This is a genomic window from Micromonospora sp. NPDC005161, assembly GCF_053599855.1.
This window is the reverse complement of the sequence record NZ_JBSFYQ010000004.1, coordinates 281,190-296,788: the sequence shown is the minus strand read 5'-3', so window position 1 is coordinate 296,788 and position 15,599 is coordinate 281,190. Positions and strand designations below refer to the sequence as shown.

The 15,599-nt window shown below is 68.3% G+C and carries 10 protein-coding genes; all 10 read right to left on the bottom strand.

Going from position 1 to position 15,599, the window contains the following annotated elements; all coding sequences use genetic code 11:
• Positions 1–246 precede the first annotated feature (246 nt).
• Complete coding sequence (gene tuf, locus ACWD5O_RS06660) at positions 247–1,440, bottom strand: elongation factor Tu (RefSeq protein ID WP_354964796.1); 1,194 nt, start codon at positions 1,438–1,440, stop codon at positions 247–249.
• Between the two features lie 213 nt (positions 1,441–1,653).
• The gene (gene fusA, locus ACWD5O_RS06655; RefSeq protein ID WP_450084752.1) at positions 1,654–3,750 is read right to left on the bottom strand and encodes an elongation factor G; all 2,097 of its coding nucleotides are present in this window, start codon (positions 3,748–3,750) and stop codon (positions 1,654–1,656) included.
• Between the two features lie 74 nt (positions 3,751–3,824).
• Complete coding sequence (gene rpsG / locus ACWD5O_RS06650) at positions 3,825–4,295, bottom strand: 30S ribosomal protein S7 (protein ID WP_007465317.1); 471 nt, start codon at positions 4,293–4,295, stop codon at positions 3,825–3,827.
• A 1-nt stretch (position 4,296) separates the two neighbouring features.
• Positions 4,297–4,671, bottom strand: coding sequence for a 30S ribosomal protein S12 (gene rpsL, locus ACWD5O_RS06645; RefSeq protein ID WP_014440718.1), 375 nt, complete (start codon positions 4,669–4,671; stop codon positions 4,297–4,299).
• Between the two features lie 522 nt (positions 4,672–5,193).
• Positions 5,194–5,574, bottom strand: coding sequence for a hypothetical protein (locus ACWD5O_RS06640; RefSeq protein ID WP_387324650.1), 381 nt, complete (start codon positions 5,572–5,574; stop codon positions 5,194–5,196).
• A gap of 551 nt (positions 5,575–6,125) precedes the next feature.
• Positions 6,126–6,494, bottom strand: coding sequence for a hypothetical protein (locus ACWD5O_RS06635; RefSeq protein ID WP_387324573.1), 369 nt, complete (start codon positions 6,492–6,494; stop codon positions 6,126–6,128).
• 94 nt (positions 6,495–6,588) lie between these two features.
• The gene (locus tag ACWD5O_RS06630; RefSeq protein ID WP_450084751.1) at positions 6,589–10,479 is read right to left on the bottom strand and encodes a DNA-directed RNA polymerase subunit beta'; all 3,891 of its coding nucleotides are present in this window, start codon (positions 10,477–10,479) and stop codon (positions 6,589–6,591) included.
• An 80-nt stretch (positions 10,480–10,559) separates the two neighbouring features.
• Complete coding sequence (gene rpoB, locus ACWD5O_RS06625; RefSeq protein ID WP_450084750.1) at positions 10,560–13,991, bottom strand: DNA-directed RNA polymerase subunit beta; 3,432 nt, start codon at positions 13,989–13,991, stop codon at positions 10,560–10,562.
• A 570-nt stretch (positions 13,992–14,561) separates the two neighbouring features.
• Positions 14,562–14,945 carry a 50S ribosomal protein L7/L12 gene (gene rplL, locus ACWD5O_RS06620; RefSeq protein WP_354964801.1) on the bottom strand — a complete coding sequence of 128 codons (384 nt, stop codon included), beginning with the start codon at positions 14,943–14,945 and terminating at the stop codon, positions 14,562–14,564.
• 54 nt (positions 14,946–14,999) lie between these two features.
• On the bottom strand, positions 15,000–15,545 hold the full coding sequence (rplJ, locus tag ACWD5O_RS06615; RefSeq protein ID WP_354964802.1) for a 50S ribosomal protein L10: 546 nt from the start codon (positions 15,543–15,545) through the stop codon (positions 15,000–15,002).
• Positions 15,546–15,599 lie beyond the last annotated feature (54 nt).

Genomic DNA, 15,599 nt, shown 5'->3' with positions numbered 1-15,599 from the left:
GCGGGGCCCCCCCCCGGGCCCTCCTGCGGGTTGCGCCCCGCGGGGGGCCCCCCCCCCCCCCCCCCACCCCCCCCCCCCCCCCCCCCGGGGGGGGGGGGGGGGCGCCCCCCCCCCCCACCACCCTACGCTCGACTGTCCCGTCACCCGGAGGTTCAGCGAGAGCCGAACACAGGCGACGAACTGTCGTTACGCAACCTGACCAGTATGCCGCACGACCGGCGGCGGGTCTAATCGGGGTTACCTAGTTCACTTCATGATCTTGGTGACGAACCCGGCGCCGACGGTGCGGCCACCCTCGCGGATCGCGAACTTGAGGTTCTCCTCCATGGCGATGGGCTGGATCAGCTTCACCGACATGGTGGTGTTGTCACCCGGCATGACCATCTCGGTGCCCTCGGGGAGAGTGACGACACCGGTGACGTCCGTCGTGCGGAAGTAGAACTGCGGACGGTAGTTCTGGAAGAACGGGGTGTGCCGGCCGCCCTCCTCCTTGGAGAGGATGTAGACCGTCGCCTCGAACTCCGTGTGCGGGGTGTTCGAGCCCGGCTTCACGACGACCATGCCGCGCTCGACCTCGTCGCGCTTGGTGCCACGCAGCAGCAGGCCGACGTTCTCACCTGCGCGGGCGTCGTCCAGGGTCTTCCGGAACATCTCGATCGCGGTGACCTTGGTCTTGAAGCTCTTCTCCCTGATGCCGACGAGCTCAACGTCCTCGTTCGGCAGCAGCACGCCGCGCTCCACCCGCCCGGTGACGACGGTGCCACGACCGGTGATCGTGAACACATCCTCGACGGGCATCAGGAACGGCTTGTCGACATCCCGCTCCGGCTGGGGGATCGAGGTGTCGACCGCGGTCATCAGGTCCAGCAGCTTGCCGGTCCACTCGGGGTCACCCTCGAGGGCCTTCAACGCCGAGACACGGACGACCGGCAGGTCGTCACCCGGGTACTCCTGCGAGGAGAGCAGCTCGCGCACCTCGAGCTCGACGAGCTCCAGGAGCTCCTCGTCGTCGACCATGTCGCTCTTGTTGAGCGCCACGACGATGTACGGAACGCCAACCTGACGGGCCAGCAGCACGTGCTCGCGGGTCTGCGGCATCGGGCCGTCGGTCGCCGCGACCACCAGGATCGCGCCGTCCATCTGCGCGGCACCGGTGATCATGTTCTTGATGTAGTCCGCGTGGCCGGGGCAGTCGACGTGCGCGTAGTGCCGCGCCTCGGTCTGGTACTCGACGTGCGCGATCGAGATCGTGATGCCGCGGGCCTTCTCCTCCGGCGCCTTGTCGATCTCGTCGAACGGCGTGTAAGGGTTCAGGTCGGGGTACTGGTCGTGCAGGACCTTGGTGATGGCCGCCGTCAGCGTCGTCTTACCGTGGTCGATGTGACCAATGGTGCCGATGTTGACGTGCGGCTTAGTCCGCTCGAACTTCGCCTTCGCCACTGGTGTCCTCCTGTGGACTTCTTGGTTCGTACGCCCGGCGCGCCGGTCGGCGCTTAGGACTCTGTCGACAGCCTTTCCGGCCTGATGGCCGGAGAGCTTTTGTGGGTTCTGCGGCGATGAAGCCTACAGGCCCGGTCTCACGCAACCCGATCGTGGTGGCCGCGGGCGGGTGAACGCTCCCGCGACCGACCACGAATCAGCTGCTCGGGGACGTTACTCGCCCGTTGCCTTGGCGATGATCTCCTTCGCGACGTTCTGCGGAACCTCCGCGTAGGAGTCGAACTGCATGCTGTAGCTAGCCCGGCCCTGGGTCTTCGACCGCAGGTCGCCGACGTAGCCGAACATCTCCGACAACGGCACCAGAGCCCTCACGATGCGGGCGCCACTGCGCTCCTCCATCGCCTGGATCAGGCCGCGGCGGGAGTTGAGGTCGCCGATGACGTCACCCATGTTCTCCTCAGGAGTGGTGACCTCAACGGCCATCATCGGCTCGAGCAACGCCGGGTCGGCCTTGCGGGCCGCGTCCTTCATCACCATCGAGCCTGCGATCTTGAATGCCATTTCCGACGAGTCGACCTCGTGGTACTGGCCGTCCAGCAGGGTCAGCTTCACACCGACCAGCGGGAAGCCGGCAAGGATGCCGTACTGCATGGCGTCCTGCGCGCCCGCGTCCACCGACGGGATGAACTCCCGGGGGATGCGGCCACCGCTAACGGCGTTCGCGAACTCGTAGGTCGGCGAGTCGTTGTCCAGCGGCAGCGGCTCGATGCTCACGATGACCCGCGCGTACTGGCCGGAACCACCGGTCTGCTTCTTGTGGGTGTACTCGACCTTGTCCACCTTGCGGCGGATGGTCTCGCGGTACGCCACCTGCGGCTTGCCGACATTGGCCTCGACGTTGAACTCACGCCGCATCCGGTCGACCAGGATGTCCAGGTGCAGCTCGCCCATGCCGGAGATGACCGTCTGACCGGTCTCCTCGTCCTGCCGGACGCGGAAGGTCGGGTCCTCCTCGGCCAGCCGCTGGATGGCCGTGCCCAGCTTCTCCTGGTCGGACTTGGTCTTCGGCTCGATCGCCACCGAGATGACCGGCTCCGGGAAGGTCATCGACTCCAGGATCACCGGGTTCGCCGGGTCGGAGAGCGTGTCGCCGGTGGTGGTCTGCTTGAGGCCCTGCACCGCGATGATGTCGCCGGCCTGCGCCGACGGACGCTCTTCCCGCTTGTTGGCGTGCATCTGGTAGATCTTGCCGATCCGCTCCTTGCGGTCCTTGGTGGAGTTGACCACCTGGGAGCCGGATTCGAGCAGGCCGGAGTAGACCCGGACGTAGGTGAGCTTGCCCAGGTGCTTGTCTGTCTGGATCTTGAAGGCCAGCCCGGAGAACGGCTCCGACTTGGACGGCTTCCGAATCAGCGGGGTCTCGCCGTCGGTGGCCGTACCCTCGATCGCCGGAACGTCCAGCGGCGACGGCAGGAAGTCGACCACGGCGTCAAGCATCGGCTGGACACCCTTGTTCTTGAACGCCGAGCCGCAGAGCACCGGGTTGGCCTTGCCGCCGATGGTGGCGCGCCGGATGGCGGCCTTGATCTCCTCGACGGAGACCTCTTCGCCTTCCAGGTACTTCTCCATCACCGTGTCGTCGACGTCGGCCAGGGTCTCCATCAGCTTCTCGCGCCACTCGGCCGCGGAGTCGGCCAGCTCGGCCGGGATCTCCTCGACCGCGTAGTCGTCACCCTTCTGGGTCTCCCCACGCCAGGTGAGCGCGCGCATGCCGATCAGGTCGACGACGCCGATGTGGTCGCCCTCGAGCCCGATCGGGATCTGGAGCACCAGCGGGGTGGCGTTGAGCCGGTCGATCATCATCTGCACGCAGCGGAAGAAGTCGGCGCCGGTCCGGTCGAGCTTGTTGACGAAGCACATCCGCGGGACGTTGTACTTGTCGGCCTGCCGCCAGACGTTCTCCGTCTGCGGCTCCACGCCGGCGACACCGTCGTAGACCGCGACCGCACCATCCAGCACGCGCAGCGACCGCTCGACCTCGACCGTGAAGTCGACGTGGCCAGGCGTGTCGATGATCTGGATCGTGTGGCCCTTCCACTCACACTTGGTAGCAGCGGAGGTGATGGTGATACCACGCTCCTGCTCCTGCTCCATCCAGTCCATGACGGCAGCGCCCTCGTGGACCTCACCGATCTTGTACGTGATGCCGGTGTAGAACAGGATCCGCTCGGTGGTCGTGGTCTTACCGGCATCGATGTGCGCCATGATGCCGATGTTGCGTACGTTGGCGAGCGCGTCTGCGGCGGCCACTTCAATCCCTACTTATCGTCGTCTCGACTCAACTGGTGGCGGTTCCGGCGCCCGAGGGCGCCGGAACCAGGGTGTTACCAGCGGTAGTGCGCGAAGGCCTTGTTGGACTCGGCCATCTTGTGCGTGTCCTCGCGCCGCTTGACGGCGGCACCGAGGCCGTTGCTCGCGTCCAGCAGCTCGTTCATCAGCCGCTCGACCATGGTCTTCTCACGCCGAGCGCGGGAGTACGTGACCAGCCAGCGCAGGCCCAGCGTGGTCGCCCGCGTGGGGCGAACCTCGACCGGAACCTGGTAGGTGGCGCCACCGACACGACGGCTACGCACCTCGAGGGTCGGCTTGACGTTGTCCATCGCCCGCTTGAGGGTGACGACCGGGTCGGTGCCGGACTTCTCGCGGCAGCCCTCGAGGGCCGCGTACACGATGGATTCGGCGAGCTGACGCTTGCCACGGAGCAGGATCTTGTTCACCAGCTGGGTGACCAGCGGCGAGTTGTACACCGGGTCAGCGACCAGCGGCCGCCGCGGAGCGGGTCCCTTACGCGGCATGTCAGCTCTTCTCCTTCTTCGCGCCGTAACGGCTGCGCGCCTGCTTGCGGTTGCGGACACCCTGGGTGTCCAGCGAGCCGCGGACGATCTTGTAACGCACGCCGGGGAGGTCCTTCACCCGGCCGCCGCGAACGAGCACGATCGAGTGCTCCTGCAGGTTGTGACCGACGCCCGGGATGTAGGCGGTCACCTCGATCTGGCTGCTGAGCTTCACACGAGCGACCTTGCGCAGCGCTGAGTTCGGCTTCTTCGGGGTGGTGGTGTACACGCGGGTGCACACGCCGCGCCGCTGAGGGGAACCCTTCAGCGCCGGGGTCTTGGTCTTGCTCGTCTTTGCCTGGCGGCCCTTTCGGACCAGCTGCTGGATCGTGGGCACCGGGTTTCTCCGCTCCCTTCGGCCGCAATGTTGCGGCCGCGCCGTCTGCTCGTTAGCCGGCCTGATGACCGGCTCTCCTACATTCCGGCCAGGGCCACCTTGCGGAGGTCCCGGCACCCGCGGTCGGGCGTGTCGCCCAACTCACGGTCCCGGTGCGGACGCTGGCGCGGACGTACCGGGTTCTGTCACCGGCACGCGAGTCGCCCCGCCCCGGATCTTTGGCTTGTCGTGCCGCCGTCCGGACTCCGGATCCAGCGCACGCACGAGTTGCCCGGGCACGCCCGGGCACAAGGGGAAAGAGTACCTACCACAGCCGCCCAGGTCAAAACGGAATGGCCCGGCGAACGTCTCACACCCGCCGACCGGATCTCGTCCTGCCCCGTCGCCCGCGATGGGCACCTACAGGCACAAGTGTACCGGCTTCTCCGGAGGAACCACCCGTCGCCCCCGAGGCGGGCACCGACGACCCGACGCGCGACCCGCGTCAACCAGGCCGGGCGCCCGATCGGAGGGTGACCGGCCTCACGCCAGGGAGATCGCCAGCGCCAGGCCCAGACCCAGCAGGCTCAGCAGTGCCCCCGCCGCCCCGCAGCTGATCCCCGCGACCGCCAGGCCCCGGCCGGTGAAGCGGACCGCCGGCGGTTGGGCCGGCCGGCGGATCTGCCGCTGACCGAGCAGGCCGGCGCCGGTCGCCGCCACCCCGGCCAGCACGCCGAGCACGGTGAACGCCCCGGACGCCCAGACCCCGCCGGCGTTCGCGCCGAGCGCCCCGAAACAGATCACCAGCAGCGAGACCAGGATCGACGCGATCCCGGCCAGCAGCGCCCCGACGGCCAGCCCCGAGGTGACCGGGGGCACATCCAGGTAGACGACACCGAACGGGGTGCCCGATACCGACTCCACCCGCTTCGGCGGCCGGCGCTGGTCGTCGGTGGGCGGCGGTGGCACCGGCCGACCCGGCGTCGGGACCCAGCCGGGGCCGTGACCCGGCATCGGCTGCCCCCATCCCCCCGGCGCACCGTGCCCGCCCGCCGGGCCGGACGACGGCTGCCCCCAACCGGGCGGCACCGGGTACGGGTGACCGGAACCAGGCGGGGCCGCACCCCAACCGGGCGGCGGCGCCCCCCAACCGGGGGCCGACGCGGGATGGGCCGGCGCACCCCAACCGGGCACGGTCGGGGGTGGGTTGCCCCAGTCGGGCGGCGTACCCGGGCCGGGTGCGGCTGCGGGCGATCCCGGCTGCCCGCTCGGGTCGGGTCGCGCCCAGCCGCTCGGCTCGGACCCGCCCGGGCCGGGGGCCGACGCGCCAGGGTGCCCGGCCGGATCGTCCGCCGGGGGCCGCGCCGGTTCCGTCACGAGGTCCTCCTGTCACAGGGCCGCCACCGCCGCACGGCGGACACCCGTCAGGCTACCGCCGGGGCGCCGCCGCCCCGACGGGCGCGGCCGCGGGCGGCTCAGTCCATGTTCGCGGGGTAGTCGTGGCCGAACGGCGCGCCGGCCAACCGGACCACCCCGATCACCACCGCGGCCACCATGCTGACCGCGGCCAGCGCCAGACCGGCCCAGGCCAGCCGCTCCCCTCGCCGCAGCCAGACGCCACCGGTCAGAAAGCCCCCCGAGGCGTACGCCTCCCGGCGCGCCTGCCGCGCCAGGTGGAGTGCCACCGTCGCGGGCACCACCCCGCCGATGAACAGGCCGGTCAGCATGCCGAGCAGCCCCAGCGCGAAGACCGCCCGCGCCTTGGTGGAGCGGACCGGGTCGGGATCGAGCGGGTGGCGCAGGCCCTGCTGCGCGACGGACACCTGCTCGGGTGCGGTCGTCATGCCTCCATCATGCCGAACCCGGTCCGTGGGTGGGCAGCTCCGGACGCGACGAGGCCCCCGGCATCCGCCGGGGGCCTCGTCGTGCGGTTGGTGCTTAGCGGTACGACCCGAAGTCGAAGTCGTCCAGCGGCACAGCCTGCCCGCTGGCCGGCCCGAAGCCGTAGTCGGTCTCCGGGTACCCGGTCATCGAGTAGACCTTGGCCTTGGCCTCCTCGGTCGGCTCCACCCGGACGTTGCGGTACTTGCTGATGCCGGTACCCGCCGGGATGAGCTTGCCGATGATCACGTTCTCCTTGAGGCCGACCAGCGAGTCGCTGCGCGAGTTGATCGCAGCGTCGGTCAGCACCCGGGTGGTCTCCTGGAAGGAGGCCGCCGAGAGCCAGGAGTCGGTGGCCAGCGAGGCCTTGGTGATACCCATCAGCACCGGACGACCGGCGGCGGGCTCGCCACCCTCCGAGACGAGCCGGCGGTTCTCCGACTCGAACAGCGCCCGGTCGACGAGCACACCCGGCAGGAACTCGGTCGAGCCGGAGTCGATGACCGTCACCCGCTTGAGCATCTGACGGATAATGATCTCGATGTGCTTGTCGTGGATGAGCACGCCCTGCGAGCGGTAGACCTCCTGGACCTCACTGGTCAGGTGGACCTGGACCGCCCGCGGACCCATGATCCGCAGAAGCTCGTGCGGGTCGATGGTGCCCTCGGTGAGCTTCTCGCCGACCTCGACGTGACCGCCGTCGTGGGTCCGCAGCCGAACCCGCTTGGAGATCTTGTCGTAGACGATCTCCTCGCTGCCGTCGTCCGGCACCACGATGATCTTCCGCGAGCGCTCGCCGTCCTCGATCCGGATCCGGCCGGGGGTGTCGGCGATGGGCGCCTTACCCTTCGGGACCCGGGCCTCGAAGATTTCCTGGACACGCGGCAGACCCTGGGTGATGTCCTCACCCGCGACACCACCGGTGTGGAAGGTACGCATCGTCAGCTGCGTACCCGGCTCACCGATCGACTGGGCGGCGATGATGCCGACCGCCTCGCCGACGTCCACGGTCTTGCCGGTCGGCAGCGAGCGCCCGTAGCAGGCACCGCAGACACCCAGCTTCGACTCGCAGGTGAGCACGCTGCGCACCCGGACCGTCTCCACGCCGGCGGCGACGATCTTGTCGACCCCGATGGAGTTGATGTCCTGACCCCGCTCGGCGACGACGGTGCCGTCCGGCCCCTTGATGTCGTCGGCCAGCGTACGGGCGTGCACGCTGGTCTCGGCGTGCTCGTGCACGACCAGCCTGCCGTCCTCCAGGCGCTCGCCGATCTGCATCGGGATCGCCCGGTCGGTGCCGCAGTCCTCCTCGCGGATGATCACGTCCTGCGAGACGTCCACCAGACGACGGGTCAGGTAACCCGAGTCGGCGGTACGCAGCGCGGTGTCGGCGAGACCCTTACGGGCACCGTGCGTGGAGATGAAGTACTCCAGCACGGACAGACCCTCCCGGTAGCTGGCCTTGATCGGCCGCGGGATGATCTCGCCCTTCGGGTTGGCCACCAGACCACGGATCGCCGCGATCTGCCTGAGCTGGAGCAGGTTACCGCGGGCACCCGAGTTGATCATCTTCCACAGTGGGTTCTCCTGCGGAAGCGCGGTGTCCATCTCCTTGGCGACCTCGTTGGTCGCCTTGGTCCAGATCTCGATGAGCTCGCCGCGACGCTCCTCGGCGGTCATCAGACCACGCTGGTACTGCTTGTCGATCCGGTCGGCTTCCTTCTCGTACTTCGCCAGGATCTCCGCCTTGCGCGGCGGAGCGATGACGTCCTCCATGCCGATCGTCACGCCGGACCAGGTGGCCCAGTGGAAACCGGCCTCCTTGAGCCCGTCCAGGGTGGCGGCCAGCGCCACCTTGGGGAAGCGCTCGGCCAGATCGTTGACGATCGCGGAGAGCTGACCCTTGCGGATCTCGTAGTTCACGAAGCGGTAGCCCTGCGGCAACGTCTCGTTGAACAGCACCCGACCGAGGGTGGTCTCCACGGTCAGCGGCTCACCCTCGACCCAGCCCTCCGGGGCGGTCCACGGCTCGGCGCCGGCGCCGTTGTCGACCCCGATCACGTCACGCAGCCGGATCCGCACCGGCGCCTGCAGGTGCAGCTCGCCGTTGTCGAACGCCATCCGCGCCTCGGCGTCCGAGCTGAACGCCCGGCCGTCGCCCTTCTCACCGGGGGTGAGGTGGGTGAGGTGGTAGAGACCGATGACCATGTCCTGGGTGGGCATGGTGACCGGCTTGCCGTCGGCCGGCTTGAGGATGTTGTTCGACGACAGCATCAGGATCCGCGCCTCGGCCTGGGCCTCGGCGGACAGCGGCACGTGCACCGCCATCTGGTCACCGTCGAAGTCGGCGTTGAACGCGGTGCAGACCAGCGGGTGGATCTGGATCGCCTTGCCCTCGACCAGCTGCGGCTCGAAGGCCTGGATGCCCAGGCGGTGCAGGGTCGGTGCCCGGTTGAGCAGCACCGGGTGCTCGCCGATGACCTCTTCCAGCACGTCCCAGACGACCGGGCGCTGCCGCTCGACCATCCGCTTGGCGGACTTGATGTTCTGCGCGTGGTTGAGGTCGACCAGCCGCTTCATCACGAACGGCTTGAACAGCTCCAGCGCCATCTGCTTGGGCAGGCCGCACTGGTGCAGCTTGAGCTTCGGGCCGACCACGATGACCGAACGGCCGGAGTAGTCGACGCGCTTGCCCAGCAGGTTCTGCCGGAACCGGCCCTGCTTGCCCTTGAGCATGTCGGACAGCGACTTGAGCGGGCGGTTACCCGGACCGGTGACCGGCCGGCCACGGCGGCCGTTGTCGAACAGCGCGTCGACGGCCTCCTGGAGCATCCGCTTCTCGTTGTTGACGATGATCTCGGGCGCGCCGAGGTCGATCAGCCGCTTGAGGCGGTTGTTCCGGTTGATCACGCGGCGGTACAGGTCGTTCAGGTCCGAGGTGGCGAAACGGCCACCGTCGAGCTGGACCATCGGGCGCAGGTCCGGCGGGATGACCGGGACGCAGTCCAGCACCATGCCGAGCGGCGAGTTGCGGGTGTTCAGGAACGCCGCCACGACCTTGAGCCGCTTGAGCGCCCGGATCTTCCGCTGGCCCTTGCCGGACCGGATGGTCTCCCGCAGGCTGTCGGCCTCGGCGTCGAGGTCCATGTTCTGGACCAGCGCCTTGATCGCCTCGGCGCCCATGGAACCGGTGAAGTACTCACCGAACCGGTCGCGCAGCTCGCGGTAGAGCAGCTCGTCGGTGACCAGCTGCTTCGGCTCCAGCTTGCGGAAGGTGTCCAGCACCTCGTCCAGGCGGTCGATCTCGCGCTGGGCCCGGTCGCGGATCTGGCGCATCTCGCGCTCTCCGCCCTCCTTGACCTTGCGCCGGACGTCCGCCTTGGCACCCTCGGCCTCCAGCTCGGCCAGGTCGGCCTCGAGCTTGGCGGCCCGCTTCTCGATCTCCGAGTCGCGGCTGTTCTCGGACTGCCGCTTCTCGGCCAGGATCTCGTTCTCGATCGTCGAGAGGTCACGGTGACGCGACTCCGCGTCCACGCTCGTCACGACGTACGAGGCGAAGTAGATGATCTTCTCGAGGTCCTTGGGGGCGAGGTCCAGCAGGTAGCCCAGCCGGCTCGGCACGCCCTTGAAGTACCAGATGTGGGTCACCGGAGCGGCGAGCTCGATGTGCCCCATCCGCTCACGACGGACCTTGGAACGGGTCACCTCGACGCCGCAGCGCTCACAGATGATGCCCTTGAACCGGACGCGCTTGTACTTACCGCAGTAGCACTCCCAGTCCCGCTGCGGACCGAAGATCTTCTCGCAGAAGAGCCCGTCCTTCTCCGGCTTCAGGGTGCGGTAGTTGATCGTCTCAGGCTTCTTGACCTCGCCGTGCGACCACTGACGGATGTCGTCGGCGGTGGCGAGACCAATGCGCAGCTCGTCGAAGAAGTTGACGTCGAGCACTATGTCCCCTATGTCGTCGTCTGTACTGCTAATACTCGGGCGAGGTCGGGGGCCGGCAAGCCGGCCCCCGACCGCTCACCTCAGACCTCTTCGACCGAGCTCGGCTCGCGCCGGGACAGGTCGATCCCCAGCTCCTCGGCGGCCCGGAACACCTCGTCGTCGGTCTCGCGCATCTCCAGGGCCACGCCGTCGCTGGACAGCACCTCAACGTTGAGGCACAGCGACTGCAGCTCCTTGAGCAGCACCTTGAAGGACTCCGGGATGCCCGGCTCCGGGATGTTCTCGCCCTTGACGATGGCCTCGTAGACCTTCACCCGGCCGAGCACGTCGTCGGACTTGATCGTGAGCAGCTCCTGCAGGGCGTACGCGGCGCCGTACGCCTGCATCGCCCAGCACTCCATCTCACCGAAGCGCTGACCACCGAACTGCGCCTTACCACCCAGCGGCTGCTGCGTGATCATCGAGTACGGGCCGGTCGACCGTGCGTGGATCTTGTCGTCGACCAGGTGGTTGAGCTTCAGGATGTAGATGTAGCCGACCGCGATCGGGTCCGGCAGCGGCTCGCCGGAGCGGCCGTCGAACAGCTGCGCCTTGCCGCTGGCGCCGACCAGCTGGTTGCCGTCCCGGTTGGGCAGGGTCGACGAGAGCAGACCGGCGATCTCCTCCTCGCGGGCACCGTCGAAGACCGGGGTGGCCACGTTGGTGTCCCCCTCGGACTCGTCGGCGCCGATCGAGCGCAGCTGCTTCTTCCAGGACGCGTCGTCGCCCTCGACCTTCCAGCCGGTCTTGGCGACCCAGCCGAGGTGGGTTTCGAGCACCTGGCCGATGTTCATCCGGCTCGGCACACCCAGCGGGTTGAGCACGATGTCGACGGGGGTGCCGTCCTCAAGGAACGGCATGTCCTCGATCGGCAGGATCTTGGAGATGACGCCCTTGTTACCGTGCCGGCCGGCGAGCTTGTCGCCGTCCTGGATCTTCCGCTTCTGGGCGACGTAGACCCGGACCAGCTCGTTGACACCCGGAGGCAGCTCGTCGCCGTCCTCGCGGGAGAAGGTACGCACACCGATGACCGTGCCGGTCTCGCCGTGCGGCACCTTCAGCGAGGTGTCCCGAACCTCGCGCGCCTTCTCACCGAAGATCGCGCGGAGCAGCCGCTCCTCCGGGGTCAGCTCGGTCTCGCCCTTCGGCGTGACCTTGCCGACCAGGATGTCGCCGGGGACGACCTCGGCACCGATCCGGATGATGCCGCGCTCGTCTAGGTCGGCGAGCATTTCCTCGCTGACGTTCGGGATGTCGCGGGTGATCTCCTCCGGGCCGAGCTTGGTGTCCCGGGCGTCGACCTCGTGCTCCTCGATGTGGATCGAGGTGAGCACGTCCTGCTGCACGAGGCGCTGCGACAGGATGATCGCGTCCTCGTAGTTGTGACCCTCCCAGCACATGAACGCCACGAGCAGGTTGCGCCCGAGCGCCATCTCGCCCTCGTCGGTGCAGGGACCGTCGGCGATGACCTGACCGGCCTCGACGCGGTCGCCCTCGAAGACGACCGGCTTCTGGTTGACGCAGGAGCCGGCGTTGGAGCGGCGGAACTTGTGCAGCAGGTACGTCCGGCGGTGGCCGTCGTCCTGGTGGATGGTGACGTAGTCGGCGCAGAGATCCTCGATCACACCGCCGACCTCGGCGACAACCACGTCGCCAGCGTCGACCGCGGCCCGGTACTCCATGCCCGTACCCACCAGCGGCGCCTCGGCCTTGACCAGCGGCACCGCCTGGCGCTGCATGTTCGCGCCCATCAGTGCCCGGTTGGCGTCGTCGTGCTCGAGGAACGGGATCATGGCGGTCGCGACCGAGACCATCTGCCGCGGCGACACGTCCATGTAGTCGACGGCACCGGGGACGACGTCCTCGGTCTCGCCACCCTTACGACGACACAGGACCCGGTCCTCGGCGAACGTGCCGTCAGCCTTCAGCGGCGCGTTGGCCTGGGCCTTGACGAACCGGTCCTCCTCGTCCGCGGTCAGGTAGTCGATCTGGTCGGTGACCCGACCCTCGACGACCTTCCGGTACGGCGTCTCGATGAAGCCGAACGGGTTGACCCGGGCGAAGGTGGACAGCGCGCCGATCAGGCCGATGTTCGGGCCTTCCGGCGTCTCGATCGGGCACATCCGGCCGTAGTGGGACGGGTGCACGTCGCGGACCTCGAAGCCGGCCCGCTCCCGGGACAGACCACCCGGGCCGAGCGCGCTCAGCCGGCGCCGGTGGGTCAGGCCCGCCAGCGGGTTGGTCTGGTCCATGAACTGGGACAGCTGCGACGTCCCGAAGAACTCCTTGATCGCCGCCACCACCGGGCGGATGTTGATCAGGGTCTGCGGGGTGATCGCCTCGACGTCCTGCGTGGTCATCCGCTCGCGGACGACCCGCTCCATCCGGGAGAGGCCGACCCGAACCTGGTTCTGGATCAGCTCACCCACGGTGCGCAGGCGCCGGTTGCCGAAGTGGTCGATGTCGTCGGCCTCGTAGCCCTCCTCACCGGCGTGCAGCCGGCAGAGGTACTCCACGGTGGCGACGATGTCGTCCTCGGTCAGCGTGCCGGTGGTGATCGGCACGTCGACTTCGAGCTTCTTGTTGAACTTGTAGCGCCCGACCTTGGCGACGTCGTACCTCTTCGGGTTGAAGAAGAGGTTGTCGAGCAGGGTCTGGGCGTTCTCGCGCGTCGGCGGCTCGCCAGGGCGCAGCTTGCGGTAGATGTCGAGCAGGGCCTCGTCCTGGCCGGCGATGTGGTCCTTCTCGAGCGTGGTCATCATCAGCTCGGACCAGCCGAACCGCTCACGGATCCGCTCGGCCGACCATCCGATGGCCTTGAGCAGGACCGTGACGGCCTGCCGACGCTTGCGGTCGATGCGTACGCCGACCGTGTCGCGCTTGTCGATGTCGAACTCCAGCCAGGCACCCCGACTCGGGATGACCTTGACGCTGGAGAGGTCGCGGTCGGAGGTCTTGTCCGGCTGCTTGTCGAAGTACACGCCCGGGGACCGGACGAGCTGGCTGACCACGACGCGCTCGGTGCCGTTGATGACGAAGGTGCCCTTGGGCGTCATCATCGGGAAGTCACCCATGAACACCGTCTGGCTCTTGATCTCGCCAGTGGTGTTGTTGGTGAACTCCGCGGTCACGAAGAGCGGAGCGCAGTAGGTCAGGTCCTTTTCCTTGCACTCCTCGATCGAGGCCTTGACCTCGTCGAAGCGCGGTGCCGAGAAGGAGAGTGACATGGTGCCAGAGAAGTCCTCAATGGGACTGATCTCTTCAAGGATCTCCGCGAGACCCGAGCGTGCGTGCGGGTCGTCCGCCGACCGGCCCTGCCAACCCTCGTTGCCGACGAGCCAGTCGAAGGACTCGTTCTGGATGGCGAGGAGGTTGGGGACCTCGAGGTGTTCGGTGATCCTGCCGAATGAAACTCGGCGGGGAGCGAATGCGCTCGACGTACGACTGGTCTTCGCAGGGCGGGAAGCTGCCAAGATGCGTCCTTCCGAGGACCGGTGCTGCAGAACGGCTGGTACGCGTGCACTCCAATGACCCCACCAGAAATATCCGTAAACGGACATTTCCGAGCAGGGGTCAAGTCGGAAGGCAGCGCAAACTAGCAGTGTAGCCGAGAGGCTAACCGCTGTCCAGCCCACCCCGCAGGTCGTTGCGGAACGTGCCTCGGCCCCCGTGAACCGGGGTCTGCCGGGCCGCTCGGAACGCAACGCTCCCGCTGGGCCGCTCGGGTTGCTGCGGCCGATGGTGCCGCCGCTTTCATTACCCACGTCGTGGCCGTCGCAAGCGCGGTGTCTTGCTGGTGTCAGCGTGCCTGGCAGCCCGGGGCCGCGTCAAGGGCCGGAATCCGGGTCGCGCCGTCTTTCCCACCGCAGGGCGACCCGCCGCACTCGTTCGGGTCCTCCGGAGAGGGCGTCGGCGCCCAGCTCAGGACGGCTGTCGCCGGGTTCACCAACACGGCGGGCGGCGATCCGTGTCGGATCGCCGCCCGTCGCGACGCGATCGTGTCCCCGCTCGCCGAGCCGGGCACGCGCAGGTGGAACGTCAGGTCACTTGAGGGTGACCTTGGCGCCCTCGCCCTCGAGCTTGGCCTTCGCCTTCTCGGCGGTCTCCTTGTTGACCTTCTCCAGGATGGCCTTCGGCGCGGACTCGACCGCGTCCTTGGCCTCCTTGAGGCCCAGGCCGGTCAGCTCACGCACGACCTTGATGACCTGGATCTTCTTGCCACCGTCAGCCTCGAGGACGACGTCGAACTCGTCCTTCTCCGGCTCGGCCTCGGCGGCGGCCGGAGCCCCACCCGCGGCGGCCACGGCGACCGGGGCCGCGGCGGTGACCTCGAAGGTCGTCTCGAACTGCTTCACGAACTCGGAGAGCTCGATCAGCGTCATCTCCTTGAACGCGTCGAGCAGCTCGTCGGTGCTGAGCTTCGCCATGTCTGGCGTCCTTTCCTGGATCTGTTAAGTAAAAACTGGTGCGCCGGGAGGCCGTCAGGCCGCCTCGGCGCCCTCCTTCTCGCGCTTGTCCTGCAGGGCAGCCGCCAGACGGGCGGTCTTCGACAGCGGGGCCTGGAACAGGGCCGCGGCCTTGCTCAGGTTGCCCTTCATCGCGCCGGCCAGCTTGGCCAGCAGCACCTCGCGGGACTCCAGGTCGGCGAGCTTCGTGACCTCGGCCGCGGTGATGGCCTTGCCCTCGAAGACACCGCCCTTGATGACGAGCTTCGGGTTGGCCTTCGCGAAGTCGCGAAGCCCCTTCGCCGCCTCGACGACGTCGCCCGAAACGAAAGTCAGCGCGGTAGGACCGGTGAACAGCTCGTCGAGGCCGTTGATGCCCGCGTCCGTCGCAGCACGCTTCGCCAGCGTGTTCTTCGCGACCGTGTAGCTGGTGTCGGCGCCGAGCGAGCGCCGCAGCTGGGTGAGCTGGGAGACCGTCAGACCGCGGTACTCGGTCAGCACGGTGGCGCCCGCGTTGCGGAAGTTCTCGGTCAGCTCTGCGACGGCCGTGGCCTTGTCGGCCCGGATCGGCTTGTCCGCCATGTCCCTCCTCTCTCGTTACTCGAGGCTGGTCCCCGTTACGGCCGAAGCCGGAGC